A 16,348-nucleotide genomic window follows, 5' to 3' on the forward strand; every position below is an offset into this window, starting at 1 on the left:
AGGTCGGGAGTTCGATCCTCCTCCGCCCAACAGATTCAACGGAAACCCGCGCGGCGTAAGGCTTCGCGGGTTTTTTGTCTGGGCAGGACGCTTCCTTCGGTCTCCCCTCAACTCCCCGAAATTCCTTACGCGGTGGTCCAAAATCATCGATACCCGCCGCGATGCCACACAGCAGGGCAGCTTGCGCTGCATGCCATAAGGTTCGTTCAGGCTCGAGCACATCCTCACGCCGTCTGTCCGTCACATTGTGATATCCGACGTTATGTCCGGGCGATCATGTCCGGTCACCGCGCCAATCCGACCTAGCCATTGCTCCGCAGTGATCGGCGTCTTAAGTTGCGACAGAGCCTCGCTGAAGTGCTTCAGACCACCCCAGAGAGAGGCATCCCCGATGATGAAAATGCGATGCTGTGCGCGCGTCACTGCCACGTTGAGCAGATTCGGCTTCGATGCAGCCCAGTTCGCCGATCCTTCATTGTCGTGGTCCGCGCCGAGCACGAAGATCACAACACTCTCTTCCTTCCCCTGAAACGTGTGCACGGTACCTATCCGTTCACGACACCACTTGCCCCATGCTTTCTTCGGAGGTGCATCCTCAGTGACGGCGCGCCAGTCGATGCGCTTCAGGCGGCTCACAATGGCGCCCTTGATCGCCTTGAATGGGGAAATCACGTACAACGGCGGCAACTCTCCGGACGCGGCATAGAGACGAACAATCAGCTCTGCCACAACGTCGATCTGTGCGGGAACAACCTGTTTCTCCGATGTCTTGCCTCGCACGTCTACCCACGCGCTATCGCCAGGATTGAGGTCGTCTTTCGAGGGCTTGCGTGATTTCAGGCCAAAGACCATCTTGCCCTCGTAAGCGATCCGGTTCGCAATTGAAAACATGGGATCGACGCAACGTCGATGAACGCGAAGCGGGCTTCCGATCCATAGCGGCGCGGCACCCTCCATTGGCATGTATGTACCAAAAGGGTTTGCATCGTCGGCCAGACGTTGCACCGACACTCTGGCTGGGGAAGAACGGCCATCGGATGAATGCGGCGATAAATCTGCCAATGCATTAATCAACCGCGTGGGGACCGTGAAAACCGGCTCGATTTGTAATGGATCACCGACCACCATCGCCCGGCGAGCACGCCATAGAGCGCCAACAGCTGCTTGCGGTACCGCCTGTCCCGCCTCATCGATGAACAACCAGCCAATCGAACCGGGGCCCATTCCACGAAACTGACGCGCGAAAGATGCGAAGGTCGTTGAAACGACTGGCACTATCATGAACAGGCTCTGCCAGATGAGTTTCGCATCGGCTGGATTCTCCAGTGGCGTACCATGGAGCAGCTTGTTGATTGCGAACAGATTGCCGCCAAATCCCGCACCTCCTGTTTTGGCAACCGACGCGAACCATGCTTCGTGCAGCGCAAGCGCAGCAACCACGATGCGCGTACGCAATTGCGTCAGTTCCGCATCCTGCCAGTATCCGTCTTGCTGAACGTCGTCCGTCTCGATCTGGTTCGGATTTCCCGGTAGGGTCAAGTCAACGAAGTGCTCACGATATCTGGTTAGCTCAGAATGCTTCTCGTGCCATGTTGAGCTCGCAGCGTCCAAAGCAACCTGCGCGTGGCGAGTCTGCAGCTGTGCGTTGCGTAACGCTTCGGCTGCCGTATCGGCATCCGCGCGGCATCGAGCCACGCTCCTGCGCGCGTCGATCTGCGCGTGCGCGTTCTGGGCAACGTCGACCGCATGCTGACGCGCACTCCCTGTGCGGAACAGCTTTGCAAAAAAACCGGGACCTGCGCGATCGAGAAGGCGTTCTTCTTCCCGTAGATCAGCAAGTTTGTTTTCGGCCGCCACGGTTGCGGCTTTGCGCTCCTCACTCTTCGAGAACGCATCGTGTCGGCAGCGGTCCGCTTCGGCCAGGGCATCCATCGCCGGCTGAGTGAACCGATCCTTCGAAGTATCGGCCCACGCAGCGTGTAACTCTGCATAATGCAGCCGCTCCCGGATCGCGGCTTGCAGCATGGCATCCGCATCAAGGAATGTACGCTTCGCTTCCTGAAACGTTGGCCCCGAATACCGCTTGAGCCAATCCCAAATGGCACAGGGATCATTGGGGCCGCCACGCTCTCCGGCTGGACGCCGGTCATCAAAAAAACGCTCCCGGAAGCGACGCCGATTCTTCGCGTTGCCCAGCGCACATGAGATCATCCCCCAAGGCACGTCAAGCGGGGCGAGCTTCGTATAGTTCGTTTCCCCAACCTGTGCCGCTACCTTGTGTGCTACCGGCTGCAAATACCGCACGTCGCGCCAGCTCTCGCCCAGTCGCTTGCTTTTCGGCAAGTCAGTCGAGATATTTTCAACTGCGGCGTTGTTCGAAGACGCTACCACCATCTCGAAGCCCGTCAATTCCGGTACTAACGTGCGAATCGTCGCCGTGTTGCCGTCGACAAAGGGAATCCTCGTACCCGTTTTCACCAAACCATCGGCTGCATTCACGAGCCTGGCCAATTCGCGCGCGCGGCGAACCACGTTCTCGCAGATCATGTCCCGCAGCAGCGTCGTCTTGCCCGTTCCGGGCGGACCATTAACGGAAAACACGCCTTCGGATTTCAGGCGCTCGAACGCCGTGTTGATTGCGAACTGCTGCATCAAACTCATTTTCTGTGACGAGTCTTCCGGCCAGTGTCCGGAGTTCGTCTTTGTGGGATGCAATGCCCGGACAATTTCCGCATGACCCGCGTCGCTGTAGAGATCAACACGTTGGGTAGCATCCCCAGGCGTCAGATACGCGCGTATCGTCTCGGGTATGTCGCCGTCACGAATCGAGGTCATACACCGCTCGATGTCCTCGATGTAGAAGCTGTTAAGGATGTCTACGGTTGGTTCTTCAGCGGCGGTATCGCCCCCTTCGTCGTCAGCTTCGTCCTCGGTATTGGGCAACGCTGATGGCTGGGCATCGGACGGCGCATTTTCACCATTGGTGGCTGGCGCGGTGTGCGTTGTCTGCTTGTCGTCCTTCTTCTCTCTCGTGAGGATCTGGATCAGTGCAATGGACGATTGCGGCGGCAATGCGCAACCCGCCCAATCGACGAGCAAAGCATGCAAAGATCTGATTTCGTCGCCAGTTAGCGGCATAGGTTGTGCATCATCACGCCCGTTTAACCGCCTCCTCAGACGCTCGGTTTTGTAGTTGAACAGGCGCTCCGAAAGATCCTTCCGGGCTGTAGCGAAAGCCTCCGAAGTCAGCGACGGCAGTCCCTCTCTCTGTGCCTTGCCGATCGCCCACGGTACGGTAGAGACTGAGAGTGGGTCGAACTCAGATTCGCCGTGCACATCGAAACCAATCCTGGCGATACATGACTGGCCGTCAAGCGTACGTTCAGCCTCTTCCGTTGAATCGGCCGCGTCGTCGGCAGAGAGTTGGCCAGCAAAATCCGCGATGACCTGCATGTCAAAAATGCCGAGATAAAGCTTGAAGCCGACAAGTTGACGGTCTTCGGGAACAACGACCTGCCAGGGCGATGGAGCACCCGGGCGCAAGTCATCTGGCCTTAACCATTTCAGGTCTTTTTCGTTAATTTGATCGAAGACCTGCTTCAAGTCGAACGGGATGAAGAATTCAACCTTGTGCCAGAAATCGAGGATGTCGAGCAGTGGTTTGGCTTGTGTCATGTGCTTGCCAGTTTTCTGATTCTCGCGGGAGATGCTCTATGATAGGCCGATCACTGATTCTCGCGCGCCGATACAGGCACCTGATCCGGCTCATCGAAATAGTCGCCTCAGACAGTGCACTGAAACAATCGTGGCCCCGTCTTCATCTTCGCCGCTTGCGCGTGTTAGAAGCCTTGCCGATACGTCTTGACGTTGCCCGTAAATTTCGTATCCGCTAACTGAGCGCTTATTATGCCGCTTGCTTTTTCCGGGCGGCATGCCAGCTTTATTCAAACTGCATCGGACTGGCGTAGTTCAACGGCGAGTGCAGACGCCCATGATTGTAGGCGCTCAACCAATCGATTACCTCGTCCATCGCTTCGCGGCGCGTCGCAAAGCGTTGACCAGGGATGCGGGCTCGCTTGAGCGAGCCCCACAGGCTCCCGGTCGGCGCATTATCCCAACAATTTCCCTTGCGGCTCATCGAGCTTTGCATGCCGTAACTCTTGAGCAGTGCCTGGAAATCCGCGCTGCAATATTGGCTCCCACGATCGCTGTGCGGATCAGGCCGGCCTCGGGGCGACGGCGGCCGATCGGGCCCGTCCGGCGATAGTGGCGCAATTTGCCGGACCGCATGGCCAGTCAAAGAACGCCTCGGTGGAAACGTAACATGCTATAAATCACCCGGCGAAGCGGATCAAGGGATTGCGTCCTTCTATCGCGATCGATACGCTTCGTTCCGTTGATCCCGCGTCCGGGACTCGACGAACAACCGATCCAGCGACAGTTCATTGAGGCGGCGTGATTGAAAAACAGCCATTCGTTTCGACTCGAAAGTCATCTTCCCTACCTGCTGCGGCGGGGTCATTTCGATGCCGAGGCAGTGTTCGCCCGGATGTACGGTAACACCATAACTACGCCACAACTCTCGCTCCTGCTGACTGTCGGCCTGCTTCCTGGCGCCTCACAAAGCCAGATCGCGAACGAAATCGGATTGGACCTCAATACTTGCGGCGACCTGATCGCACGTACCATCAAGAAAGGCCTTCTGATACGCGAACGGTCGCCTGCCGATAAGCGGACGTTCTGCGTCTATCTGACCGAGGAAGGCAAGAAGCTCTCGCGCGAGAGTATCGTCAACGCACCTGAATACCAGGCAGCTGTCGCGAGGAACCTGAGCGCACAGGAGCTCGAGCAACTGATCGGCCTGTTACAGAAGATGCTGAAGTTCGATAGCGCCGAGTAATCTCCCGACAATGGACAAGGGTTTGTCCGTAGTTTCCGAATTCGTCTTCTTGAGATTAAATACTACGTATACGTACTAATTTAGAAAATCTCAGGGACACGACATTCATGCCGCCGATGACCGCATTCAGCCCGGGTAACTATCATTATCTTTCGGGTGGTTTTCAATATAGCGCGGCCGTGATGGCCGATGCGGGTTACGTTATCGAACGAGTCCAGTTCAGCCGGCCCGTTGCTCTGGATCGCGCCTTTGACCGTATTCGTCAGCACCTCGAACGTGCTGGCAGACCGCTGACTGCGCTTTGCGCCTGTGAACTGCGTTCGCCCAAACCGATGGACGAGCGCGAATTCACGGCTTTCAACCGTGAATACGTGCAGATCCTGAGCGCCTGGGAGATTTACAGGGACGACGCGAATCCCGTGGCGCGCTGCAATCTCATTCCGGCGCGGGATGCGCCTGAAGCGCCAGGCATCCATGCCTTCAGCTACACCGTTGCGGCCACCGAACCGACACATGTCCTCGATTTCCAGACGTCGGGGGCAGCGGAATGCCCAGACCGTCCGGGATATCGCGACAACATCGTGCGTATCGGGGAGACCTCGCCCGAGGCGCTGCATGAAAAGCTGCGTTACGCCCTGGGGGACCTTGAGTCGCGTTTTGAGTCTATGGGTCTGACGTGGCGTGACGTGCAAAAAATGAACCTCTACACAGTGCACGACCTGCTCCATGTCATGAACGACGAGTTGTCGGAGCGTCGCGCGCTGCCCATCGGGATCAACTGGCATTGCGTGCGTCCGCCAGTCGTGGACATTGAAATTGAAATCGACGCGGGCCGGGTTTCCCGCCAGATCCTGCTGGCAGACTGAGGATCGGTATGAAACCGTCGACACCTGTACTCACAGCAGCCGATCTGCGCACTCAGCAGATGCCCGCGCCAGCCGAGCGAATTGCTTACGGATTAGCGGATCAGCAGTTTGGCGAACTGCGCGTACCCGTGTCTGGCAAGCCGCCGTTCCCGGTGCTGATGCTGCTACACGGCGGTTGCTGGCGCAATCATGTCGGGCTCAGCTATATCACGCCGCTTGCGCAGTGGTTCACTGATCGGGGCGTCACGACCTGGGTGCCCGAATATCGTCGCCTTGGCGATGCCGGCGGTGGCTGGCCTGGAACTCTCCTTGATGCGGGCGCAGCCCTCGACATGCTTCGCGTAATTGCCCGGACTGAGCCGCTTGATCTGCAACGTGTATTCGTCGCGGGACACTCCGCTGGCGGACAGCTCGCACTATGGACGGCGAGCCGGCACCGGCTGCATTCCGCAAGCGATCTTTTCCAGCCAGATCCCTTGCCAGTGAGGGGCGTCGTCGGCCTCGCAGCAATTACCGATCTCATTGAATACCGCCATGGTCCCCCGGACAGTTGCCATGCGTCGGTGGATCTGCTGATGGGCGGCGGTCCCGAACACTACGCGCAACGCTATGCGGATGCGTCGCCGGCGGAGCGCCTGCCACTCGCCGTGCCGCAGCTATTCATTCATGGCCTGCAAGACACTACCGTCACCATCGATACGTTGCAGGCCTATGCCGAAGCGGCCTCCCGCGCGGGCGACGTGATCCAGTTGCTGCAACTGCCGGATGGCGGGCATTTTGAACCGGCTGTTCTTACGGCGGCCAGCGAAGGTGCCTTGAATACGGTGCTGGATTGGATACTCGAGGAAGGATTCAATCCAGCATAAAGCCAGCCGATCGGGTTGCCCAATTCATGTCAGGGAAAAGCCAATGAAAACTTCGTTCCGCTGGTACGGCGTCCTCACACTCTTTGTGGTCGTTGCCATATCGTATATAGATCGGATCAACATTTCCGTGTTGATTACCGATGCCGATTTTCTCCAGCATATCGGGCTTGGCAGAAATGATCGGGCAAGCCAGGGGTTCCTCGCGACATCGTTCATGTTGGGATACGGGCTGTCTTCGTTCATTCTCACGCCATTCTGCGCGGCGTTGTTTGGCGTGAGACGGAGCCTGCTCTGCTCCCTGGCGATGTGGGCGGTCGTCACCGCAACAGTGCCTCATTTCCACGGTTTCGTGCCTCTGGTGATTTCACGCGTTCTTCTTGGGATTTCTGAGGGGCCGCTGTTTTCGTTGGGGTACGCATACATCAAGGCCCAGTTTGAAGGCGACGAACGGGGCAAGCCCAATGCCTTTATCGGGATGGGCGCAGGAATCGGGCTTGCGCTAGGCTATCCGGTCATCGGCCAATTGCTCGTCAGTTATCGTTGGGATACGTCATTTTATGTGCTGGCGGTAGTCAACATTGTGTTGGGAATTCCGCTCGTGCTCGCGTTCATCAAAATGCCAGAACAGAGCCGTGCGGATACGATGGCGCCAGTCAGCATCCAGCAGGCGGCCTCCCGGATCAAGGAAATAGTCGTCGGCGCTTTGCACACCCATAACCTCCTGATCGTGACGGTGATTGCCTCAGCTTCGCTTGCTTATCTTTGGGGAACGAGTAACTGGCTGCCGGCCTACTTCAAGCAGGTGCGTGGTTTTTCACTCGTTCAGATGGGCTGGCTTGCATCGCTGCCCCAATACGCGGTAGTCGTTGCGGCGTTGTTGGGCGGCATCCTGTACGACCGGCTCAATCGACAGAACGCCCCGCTTGTCTTCGCGATGACGACGTTGCTCGTAGCCTGCTCAATGCTATTGGCTATTAGCACGGACGACCGGTATGTCGCGGTCTGTGCCTTCATCGCGGCGAACTTCTTTTGGGGCCTGCAAGGCCCGGCTATCCCGGCCATCGTGCAACAGCATTCGCTGCCCGGACACACCGCGAGCGCCTATGGTGTCGTTAATGGCACGGCCAGTCTGATTGCCGGACTGATGCCGGCGCTGATGGGCGGTGTCATCAGCGCATTTACGTCCAGCAGCACTGGAATCGCGGGAAGCCCGCAAACCGTCGCCTCCGGATTCTTTATGGGATTCGCCGTACTGATTGGTTCACAGGTTGTCGCCTGTGTGTTCTGGGGCATGCTCTGGAGTCGTGGGCGCACACTGGTCACCCAAAACATTACTGCGGCCTAGAAGCGTGTACGGGTTTCACTGAACACCGCTACAGAAGTAATTGCAATCTGTCTATTCAATCAATATTAATTTGTACTGCGATATTTTTTATCGAAAAAACAGCGAAGCGAACCCATTTTCAAAGCCTTACTGGACTTCGTCATGTCAAGAAAGACTGCAACTGCTACCTTATTCGGCACCTTGTTCACGTTGCATATGGTCGCGCAGGCTCAGAGCAACGTGACGCTATACGGGATGCTGGATTCAGGCGTGACGTATGTCAGCAATCAGGGCGGCCACTCGAACATCACCATGGCGGACGGAATCAATGGTCCAACCATCTGGGGTCTGGTCGGAAGCGAGGACATTGGGGATGGTGCACGCGTTGTGTTCAATCTCGCGGATCAGTTTTCGTTGAATTCAGGTTCGTTTTTGCCGGGAGGAAGTCTCTTCACGCGTAACGCGTTTGTTGGCCTCACCAATCCCAGGTATGGAAATTTCACTTTGGGTAATCAATACGATTTCATGTCGGATTCGCTTTATGCGAGTCACGACGACCCGGCGATCTATTCCGGTCATTTATATGGGTTCAGTGCTGGACCTTTCAGAAAACTCGGTATTCCGAACAATCCGACTGGCAACTTCGACTGGTCGCGGACTTCCCAATCAATAGCCAATTCCGTCAAGTACGTCAGCCCCACCTTTGCCGGGATAAGCATGGGGGCGATGTATGGGTTTGGGAACGTTGCAGGCTCGATAGGCACAGGAAATTCTTCGAGCTTCGGCCTGAACTTCACTCAGGGGGCTTTCGGCGCAAACGCTGCTTACACGTACATTAAATATCCCGTCACCAGTGGAACCGTCGGGCCGCAGGTCGGGATACGCAACTGGGGGATCGGCGCGCGATATCAAGGGCCCAGTGTCGGAGCTAGTGCATTGTTTGTGACGGCGCGTAACACCGCGACGGGCGGCGAAGTCATGAAGGGTTCCATCGGTGCCAACTGGTTCGTCAGACCCGATATCAATCTTGGGGTCTCGTACTCGTACCTCAAGGGCAATGAGCAACTGGAAAATAACCACGCTAATGAAACATCGCTTATCGCCGAATATTTTCTTTCAAAGCGCTCAAGCGTATACGCCATGGCAGTCTATCAACGAACGAACAGTGGGGCACAGGCATTAATCAATGGGTTCACTGGTCCGACGGCCGCGTCAAGCGGTTCGAGTCAGTTGGTGGCTAGAACGGGATTCCGCACGCGATTCTAGGTAATGGGCCGACGAAGGCGCCGTCGATGGGGAAACTGCTCAGGAGGCGAAGTGGCCACGCCGCGAAGGTGTAGGTCGTAAGCTCGAGGTCCACGGTGGCTGGCCAAGCCTCGAGCAGAGAGGCGCGCCCCGCCGGCCGGCGAGAGAGCCGAGCGAAAAAGGCCCGGACGATTCGGGGCGAATCGTCCGGGCAAGCCACCGGGAGTCCGGTGGCGGAGGTATCGGCGTGCGGCGTGCTTGCGTGGCGCGAAGCCGCGCACAAATGGCAACGGGTCCGCTCTCGATGTCGAACTGGAGAGCGGACCCGTTCCGGTGTTCCTGATGCGTCAGTCTGCACAGGGCGGCGCGCTGGTCGCGGCCTTGCGCGCTGGCGGGCCGCTGTCCGGCCCGAGGCGGCGATTACTGGCCGAAGTAGGTCGGCTTCAGGTTGGTGGCTTCGCGGCTGCCCGACTGCGAGGAGCCGTTCGTCGATGCGCCGTAGGCCGTGGCTTGTGCCGCGCCGTTTTGTTGATCGACGCGCGCTTCAGCGGCTTGCAGGTCTTCCGGGTAGTACGGGCTCGACAGGCCCGGACGATAGCCGGCCTTTTCGAGTTGCACGAGTTCGGCGCGAACCTGCGCGCGCGTCACGGGCTGCTGGTTTTCCTGGGCGAACGAGAGAGCCGGAGCGGCAAGAACGGTAGCGGCGAGCGCGGCAGCGATCAGGGTCTTCATGGTAACTAACCTCCAAAGATTATGTTTTGGTTCGTAACAATCGTGTCGTTCGAACCGTTGACTGAACTTTATTGCGCAGTGCTCCAAAGAAAAATAGCGTAATGCGGCAAACATCGTTACCCGATTTGAGATAATGGTCGGCATATCCGGTGCCGCACCGAAAGGCGGCCGGTTTCGTGCCGCCGATTCGCGCCGCGCCTTCAGTGGCAACTTCAAGGGCGACTTCAGTGGCAACCTCAAGGGCAACCTCAAGGGCAACTTCGGGGGCAAAATAATGCCCATGCAAAACACGTCGATTCCGACTCGAGGAGCTTTCCCATGAAGAACAGTCTTGGCCGTCAGGCACTGATCGCCGCCGCGCTGGCGGGGCTTGCCGCCGCGAGCGTCGCGCACGCGGACGAGCAGGTGAATTGCTACGGCGTGGCGAAGGCCGGGCAGAACGACTGCGCGAGCAAGACGGGCGTGCACGACTGCGCGGGTCAGGCGAAGGTCGATCACGACAAGGGCGACTTCAAGACCGTGCCCCAGGGCACCTGCGAGCAGCTCGGCGGCACGCCGGAAAAATGAACGCGGCAGACCGCGGCGCGGCGAGTGCCGTGGTGAAAGAGCGGGGGGCCGCGCGTGCGCCTGCGGGCACAGGCGTCGGCCTGCGTCATGCGCACTACGGCGTGTTCATGTCAGCGAAGCCGGTCGGCGTGGACTGGGTCGAAGTGCATAGCGAGAACTACTTCGGCGATGGCGGCTACGACCTGCACGTGCTGGAAACCGTGCGGCGCGATCTGCCGGTGAGCCTGCACGGCGTGGGGCTTGGGCTCGGGTCGGCGGGGCCGCTCGATACGGCCCATCTTGGGCGCCTGAAGCGTCTTTGCGAGCGCGTCGAGCCCGCTGTGGTCTCCGAGCATGTGTGCTGGGGCGCGACGCCTGGCCACGCGTGGCACGATCTCTTGCCGATGCCGTTGAGCGAGGCGTCGCTCGATCATCTGTGCGCGCGTGTTGCGCAGATGCAGGATGGGCTGGGCCGCACGGTGCTGATCGAAAATGTTTCGGCCTACGTACGGTTCGGCGGCGACACGCTGAGCGAGGCCGCGTTCCTTGCCGAACTGGCGCGCCGCACCGGTTGCGGCGTGCTGCTGGACGTGAACAACCTCTACGTCAACCAGTGCAATCACGGCGAGGATGCGCTCGCCGCCATGCAGGCGCTGCCGCCCGGGGTCGTGGGCGAGATTCATCTTGCGGGGCATCGCGTGACGTCTGTCGCCGTGATCGACGATCATGGCTCGCGTGTCGCGCCGGCAGTGTGGTTGCTGTACGAGGCCGCTTTGCAGCGCTTCGGCGCAGTGCCCACGCTGATCGAGTGGGACACGGGCGTGCCGCCGGTCGAGGTGCTGATCGACGAAGCGCGGCTCGCGCGCGAGCGTATGGCGCAACTGGCGAAGCGCCGCGGCGCCGCGACAGAGGCCGCCGGATGACGCAACTGGAAACGCTGCAACAGGCCTTCGCCGCAGCACTCGACAACCCGGCCGCGGACGCCGCACTCGGCGCCTGGCTCCAGCCTCCGCTTCGGCACAACGATGCTCGGGCGGAACCGCCGGAGGAGCGCCTGCACGCCCGCATCGGCCTGTACCGCGGCAACGTGCGGGCGGCGCGGCGCAATGCGTTGTCGAGCGCTTACCCCGTGCTGGCGGCACTGGGCGGCGATGCCTGGTTCGACGCGCTGGCTCTCGCCTATGCGCGCGCGCATCCCACGCGCGACGCCGATCTGAACCGCTTCGGCGCGGCGCTGCCCGCTTTCGTGGAGCGTTACGAAGCCGATCCGCGCTACGCCTGCTTCGGCGACGTCGCGCGGCTGGAATGGGCGCTGCACGTCGCGGCCTTTGCGGCGAATGTCACGCCGCTCACCGTGCAGCAATGGAGCGCGCTGGGCGCGGAGCGTCTTGCGTGCGCTCGCCTGCGGGTGCATCCCGCGTGTACCGCATGGGCGTCGCCGTATGCGGTGGAGGCGATCTGGCGCGCGCATCAACCTCGCTCCGCGCCCGACGCTGGCGGCGGCGCCTGGCCCGCGCGAGTCGATACGCCGTCCTGGTGCCTCGTCGTGCGTCCGCAATGGCACGCGACACTCCTCACGCACACGGAAGCGGCGCACATGGCGTTTGCGTCGATCCAGCGCGGCGCGACGCTCGACGAAGCGCTGGATGCCGCCTTCGCCACCGATCCCGCTTTCGATTTCGCGGGCCAATGGCGCACGTGGATCGAGTGCGGCGCGATCGTCGGTTTGCGCGACGGCTAAAGCGCCTGCATCCGCGCGCCTGAACCCGAATTAGCCCGCATGGCGGACGCCCGCCGGCCCGCGCTACGATACCGCCGTGCGTGCTGCCCCACGGGTTACACTCAAGCCCGGCCCAGCCGCTCCCGTTCCCGCCGCGCAGACGCCATCACCGCCCGTTCCAGCCAGCAAGGTCCGCCACACCATGTTGACTCGCCGTCCGTACCTCGTGCTCGTCGTCGCCATCGTGCTCTCGGCCTTCGTGACGCTCATCGCGGCCTGGGTCATGTCGGAGATGCGCCACGATGCGCTCGCCTCCGCGCGTGCCGCTTCGTACAACATGGCGCTGCTCTTCGAGCGCGACACGGCGCGCAACCTGGAGGTGTACGACCTTTCGCTGCAGGCGGTGATCGACGCCCTCGAAGACCCGCGCCTCGCCGCGCTGCCCGCCGATATCCACCAGAACGTGATGTTCGACCGCTCGGCCACGGCCAGAGACCTCGGTGTGATCCTCGTGACCGATGCGGCGGGCAATGTCGTCTACGATTCGCGCTCCATCCCGCCGCGCAAGGTCAATCTGGCCGACCGCGACTACTTCCTCGCCCAGCGCGACGCGGCGCACGTGGGCCTCTACATCAGCCGCCCGTTCATGCCGCGGGTGGGGCCGCAGGAGGCGAGCATCGGCCTGAGCCGGCGCCTGTCGAGTCCCGACGGTTCGTTCGCCGGCATCGTGGTGGGGACCATGCGGCTCGACTACTTCCGGCAGCTTTTCAGCGGCGTCGATCTCGGCACCGAAGGCGCGCTGTCGCTCACGCTGGCCGACGGCACGCTGCTCATGCAGCGGCCCTATGTGGAGTCGCTGATCGGCAGCGACCAATCGGCCACCGTTCCCTTCCAGCGCTTCGGCCGCGACGCCTCGGGCGGCTTCTTCGCCAACGGCCCGGTGGACGGCGTGCGGCGCTGGTTCGCGTTTCGCCGCGTGCAGGGGTATCCGCTGGTGTTCGGCGTCGCCCTGGGGGCGCACGACATCTATCGGGAGTGGCGCATTCGCGCGTGGATCATCGGCGGGCTGACAGGCGTGCTGGACGTCGCGCTGATCGCGCTCGGGGTGCTCTTCACGCGGCAGTTGCGCCGGCGCGGCGAGCTGGAGCAGGAACTGCGCGAGCAGGCCGGCACGGATCCGCTCACGTCGCTCGCCAACCGCCGCGCGTTCGAGGCGCGCGCCAACAGCGAATGGCAGCGTGCGCGCCGCACGGGCAATCCGCTTGCGCTGATGATGCTCGACGTGGACCGCTTCAAGCTCTACAACGACCGCTACGGCCACCCCGCCGGGGACGGGGCGCTGGCGTCGGTCGCGCATGCCGTGGGCGCCCATGCGCGGCGCGTGGGCGACTGTGCAGCGCGTTACGGTGGCGAGGAGTTCGTGCTGATGCTGCCCGACACCGACGAAGCCCAGGCGCGCGTGGTGGCGGAGCAGATGCGCGCGGCCGTGGAGGCGCTGGCGATGCCGCACGAGGGCAGCCCCATCGGCGTGCTGACCGTGAGCGTGGGCGTGGCGAGCACGTCCGATGGCAGCTTCGGCTCGTGGCGGGCGCTCACCCAGGCCGCCGACGACGCGCTCTACGCCGCTAAGGGCGCGGGCCGCAATCGCGTGATGGCCTGGCAGCCCGACCTCACGAATAACGCGCATGGCGCGGGTGTGGCGGGCTGAATTCGCATAAATTTAATCCGGGTAATATTGCGCCGCATATTTAACCCGGGTAAAATTCGCCGCATCGAAGCTACGAAGAAAGGATGCACATGGCGGCGATCTCAATTTGTACGGCCTTCGCGGGCACGCGGCGCCTTGCGCGCGGCACGCGGGCGGAGGTGGCGCGGGCGGTGAAGGCGGCGCTGGAGCAGGGCGAAAACACCTCGATCCTCGTGTTCGACGACCGCGAGGCGCGCCAGCTGGAGTTCGATCTGCGCGGTACGGCCGAGGACGTGGCGGCGCGCTACGCCGAAGCCGAAGCTGAACCCGACGCAGGGGGCCCGGAGGAGCAGGCGTCAACCGCACCCCCGCGCGGCCGTGGCCGCCCGAAGCTCGGCGTGGTGGCGCGTGAGGTCACGCTTCTGCCGCGCCACTGGGACTGGCTGGCGGCGCAGCCGGGTGGCGCGTCGGTAGTGCTGCGGCGGCTCGTGGATGCCGCGCGTCACGCCGGCGAGGTGAAGGACCGCGTGCGCGCGGCGCAGGAGGCGGGGCATCGCTTCATGACGGCGCTGGCGGGCGACCTGCGCGGGTACGAAGACGCCTTGCGCGCGCTCTACGCGGGCGACCGCGCGGGCTTCGCAGCCGCAAGCGGCGCATGGCCGGACGACGTGCGCGATTATGCGCGAGCCCTGGTGGAAGGTGCGTTCGCCTGAAACGCGACGCGGCGTGGCGGCTGCGAGCAGGGAAAAACGCGGGCGAAAAAAACCCGCTCAGGCCGTAAGGCGTGAGCGGGAAGACGGAGAGCTTTGAACAGCTACGTGACTGCTATGGGGCACGCAGCGAGCAAGAGTCTATCGGCGCGGCTGTCGAGCCGACATAAGACAGATCAGATTTTTCGACGCAAATCCTCGCGCCGTGCGCGTTCGCCGCAGCTTGCCAGGCGGTTTGCGGCTCCGTACACTCGCGCCTGATTTCCATGAAGGGTGTCCGGCGGCCGCGCGCACGCTCTCGCGCGCCCTCCGGCGGACCCGATAACCAGAAACCGATCAGAAACCGGCCAGAAGCCGGCCACGCCGACAAGAGGAACCTCCCCGATGTCCGATTCTTACTTTCCCCGCTGGCGCCTGCAGACGAGCGGCACGAAAAGCGTCATCGCGCCCGACGAGCGCCTGCCCTGGCCGCAAATGCTCGCCATGGGCGTGCAGCACGTGGTCGCCATGTTCGGCTCGACCGTGCTTGCCCCGCTTCTCATGGGCTTCGATCCGAACCTGTGCATCTTCATGTCGGGCGTCGGCACGCTGCTGTTCTTCGTGGTGGTGGGCGGGCGCGTGCCGAGCTATGTCGGTTCGAGCTTCGCGTTCATCGGGCTCGTGATCGCCATTACCGGCTACAGCGGCCATGGACCGAATCCGAACATTCCGGTTGCGCTCGGCGGCATCATTGCGTGCGGGGTGGCCTACGCGGTGATCGGCCTGATCGTCGCGGCGGTCGGCACGAAATGGATCGAAACGCTCATGCCGCCCGTCGTCACGGGCGCGATCGTCTGCGTGATCGGGCTGAATCTTGCGCCCATCGCGGTGAAGGGCGTGAGCGGCTCGCAGTTCGATTCGTGGATGGCGCTCGTCACCGTGCTCTGCGTGGGCGCGGTGGCGGTCTTCACGCGCGGCATGCTGCAACGCCTCCTGATTCTTGTCGGACTGCTGATCGCTTACGTGATCTACGCGATCGTCACGAACGGCATGGGGCTCGGCAAGCCGATCGACTTCTCGGTCGTTGCCAACGCCGCCTGGTTCGGGCTGCCGAAGTTCGGCGCGCCCGTGTTCGACCTGCATGCGATGACGCTGCTCGTGCCGGTTGCCGTGATCCTCGTGGCCGAGAACCTGGGGCACATCAAGGCCGTTTCCGCGATGACGGGCACCAACCTCGACCGCTATATCGGCCGCGCGTTTGTCGGTGACGGTCTGGCCACCATCGTTTCGGGTTTTGCGGGCGGCACGGGGGTCACGACCTACGCGGAGAACATCGGCGTGATGGCCGTCACGAAGATCTACTCGACGCTCGTTTTCGCGGTGGCTGCGCTCATTGCCGTCGCGCTCGGCTTTTCGCCGAAGTTCGGCGCCGTGATCCAGACGATTCCGGGGCCCGTGCTAGGGGGCGTGTCGATTGTCGTGTTCGGCCTGATTGCCGTGACCGGCGCGCGCATCTGGGTCGTCAACAAGGTGGACTTCTCCGATAACCGCAATCTGATCGTCGCGGCGGTCACACTCGTGCTGGGGGCCGGGGATTTTTCTCTCAAGCTGGGTGGGTTTGGGCTCGGGGGGATCGGGACGGCGACGTTCGGCGCCATCATTCTCTATGCGCTTTTGCGGCGTAAGCCTGCGCAGCAGGCTGCTCTCTAAGCGCGTGGTTTGACGTTTCCTGTGCTTGGGTGGCTTGGCGGTTTTGGGGTTTCTTGTTTTCGC

At 61.7% G+C, this 16,348-nt stretch carries 14 protein-coding genes and 1 pseudogene; 12 read left to right on the plus strand and 3 right to left on the minus strand.

Annotated elements, in window-relative coordinates; translation table 11 throughout:
* Positions 1 to 240: 240 nt before the first annotated feature.
* Both BFE01S_RS39655 and BFE01S_RS43295 read right to left on the minus strand, forming a co-directional pair.
* The gene (locus tag BFE01S_RS39655; RefSeq protein ID WP_042338212.1) at positions 241 to 3,675 is read right to left on the minus strand and encodes a DEAD/DEAH box helicase; all 3,435 of its coding nucleotides are present in this window, start codon (positions 3,673 to 3,675) and stop codon (positions 241 to 243) included.
* A 265-nt stretch (positions 3,676 to 3,940) separates the two neighbouring features.
* Positions 3,941 to 4,242: pseudogene (locus BFE01S_RS43295) on the minus strand (integrase core domain-containing protein); the annotation flags it as partial.
* A gap of 217 nt (positions 4,243 to 4,459) precedes the next feature.
* Here BFE01S_RS43295 and BFE01S_RS39660 point away from each other — a divergent pair.
* The 5 genes from BFE01S_RS39660 (at position 4,460) to BFE01S_RS22115 (ending at position 9,222) form a co-directional block, all read left to right on the plus strand.
* On the plus strand, positions 4,460 to 4,900 hold the full coding sequence (locus tag BFE01S_RS39660; RefSeq protein WP_052420951.1) for a MarR family winged helix-turn-helix transcriptional regulator: 441 nt from the start codon (positions 4,460 to 4,462) through the stop codon (positions 4,898 to 4,900).
* A gap of 107 nt (positions 4,901 to 5,007) precedes the next feature.
* A complete protein-coding gene (gene cnbZ, locus BFE01S_RS22095; protein ID WP_028227372.1) occupies positions 5,008 to 5,766 on the plus strand; it encodes a 2-amino-5-chloromuconate deaminase CnbZ in 759 nt (252 codons plus the stop codon).
* An 8-nt stretch (positions 5,767 to 5,774) separates the two neighbouring features.
* Entirely contained in the window at positions 5,775 to 6,632 is an 858-nt protein-coding gene (locus tag BFE01S_RS39665) for an alpha/beta hydrolase family protein (RefSeq protein ID WP_084170097.1), read from the plus strand.
* 43 nt (positions 6,633 to 6,675) lie between these two features.
* Entirely contained in the window at positions 6,676 to 7,977 is a 1,302-nt protein-coding gene (locus BFE01S_RS22110; protein ID WP_028227375.1) for an MFS transporter, read from the plus strand.
* A gap of 141 nt (positions 7,978 to 8,118) precedes the next feature.
* Complete coding sequence (locus BFE01S_RS22115; protein ID WP_042338214.1) at positions 8,119 to 9,222, plus strand: porin; 1,104 nt, start codon at positions 8,119 to 8,121, stop codon at positions 9,220 to 9,222.
* Between the two features lie 399 nt (positions 9,223 to 9,621).
* On the opposite strand, the gene BFE01S_RS22120 is transcribed toward BFE01S_RS22115, so the two are convergent.
* Positions 9,622 to 9,933, minus strand: a complete 312-nt coding sequence (locus BFE01S_RS22120) for a DUF4148 domain-containing protein (RefSeq protein ID WP_028227377.1) — start codon at positions 9,931 to 9,933, stop codon at positions 9,622 to 9,624.
* Between the two features lie 133 nt (positions 9,934 to 10,066).
* Here BFE01S_RS22120 and BFE01S_RS44495 point away from each other — a divergent pair, with 133 nt between their 5' ends.
* The 7 genes from BFE01S_RS44495 to BFE01S_RS22150 all read left to right on the plus strand — a co-directional run bounded on the left by BFE01S_RS44495 (position 10,067) and on the right by BFE01S_RS22150 (position 16,285).
* A complete protein-coding gene (locus BFE01S_RS44495; RefSeq protein WP_156967116.1) occupies positions 10,067 to 10,255 on the plus strand; it encodes a hypothetical protein in 189 nt (62 codons plus the stop codon).
* Positions 10,252 to 10,500 carry a BufA1 family periplasmic bufferin-type metallophore gene (locus BFE01S_RS22125; protein WP_028227378.1) on the plus strand — a complete coding sequence of 83 codons (249 nt, stop codon included), beginning with the start codon at positions 10,252 to 10,254 and terminating at the stop codon, positions 10,498 to 10,500. Before BFE01S_RS44495 ends, BFE01S_RS22125 begins: the two co-directional genes overlap by 4 nt.
* A complete protein-coding gene (gene bufB / locus BFE01S_RS39670; RefSeq protein ID WP_084170098.1) occupies positions 10,497 to 11,402 on the plus strand; it encodes an MNIO family bufferin maturase in 906 nt (301 codons plus the stop codon). The genes BFE01S_RS22125 and bufB overlap by 4 nt, the downstream gene beginning before the upstream one ends.
* Complete coding sequence (locus BFE01S_RS22135) at positions 11,399 to 12,220, plus strand: HvfC/BufC N-terminal domain-containing protein (protein WP_028227379.1); 822 nt, start codon at positions 11,399 to 11,401, stop codon at positions 12,218 to 12,220. Before bufB ends, BFE01S_RS22135 begins: the two co-directional genes overlap by 4 nt.
* Before the next feature lie 181 nt (positions 12,221 to 12,401).
* Positions 12,402 to 13,907 carry a sensor domain-containing diguanylate cyclase gene (locus tag BFE01S_RS39675; protein WP_042338215.1) on the plus strand — a complete coding sequence of 502 codons (1,506 nt, stop codon included), beginning with the start codon at positions 12,402 to 12,404 and terminating at the stop codon, positions 13,905 to 13,907.
* Positions 13,908 to 13,990: 83 nt separating this feature from the next.
* Positions 13,991 to 14,599, plus strand: coding sequence for a DUF2239 family protein (locus BFE01S_RS22145; RefSeq protein ID WP_156967117.1), 609 nt, complete (start codon positions 13,991 to 13,993; stop codon positions 14,597 to 14,599).
* A gap of 381 nt (positions 14,600 to 14,980) precedes the next feature.
* Positions 14,981 to 16,285: a solute carrier family 23 protein gene (locus tag BFE01S_RS22150; protein ID WP_028227381.1), complete on the plus strand. Its 1,305-nt coding sequence runs from the start codon at positions 14,981 to 14,983 to the stop codon at positions 16,283 to 16,285.
* Positions 16,286 to 16,348: the final 63 nt, after the last annotated feature.

It is taken from the genome of Paraburkholderia ferrariae NBRC 106233, assembly GCF_000685035.1.
GTDB lineage: Bacteria > Pseudomonadota > Gammaproteobacteria > Burkholderiales > Burkholderiaceae > Paraburkholderia > Paraburkholderia ferrariae.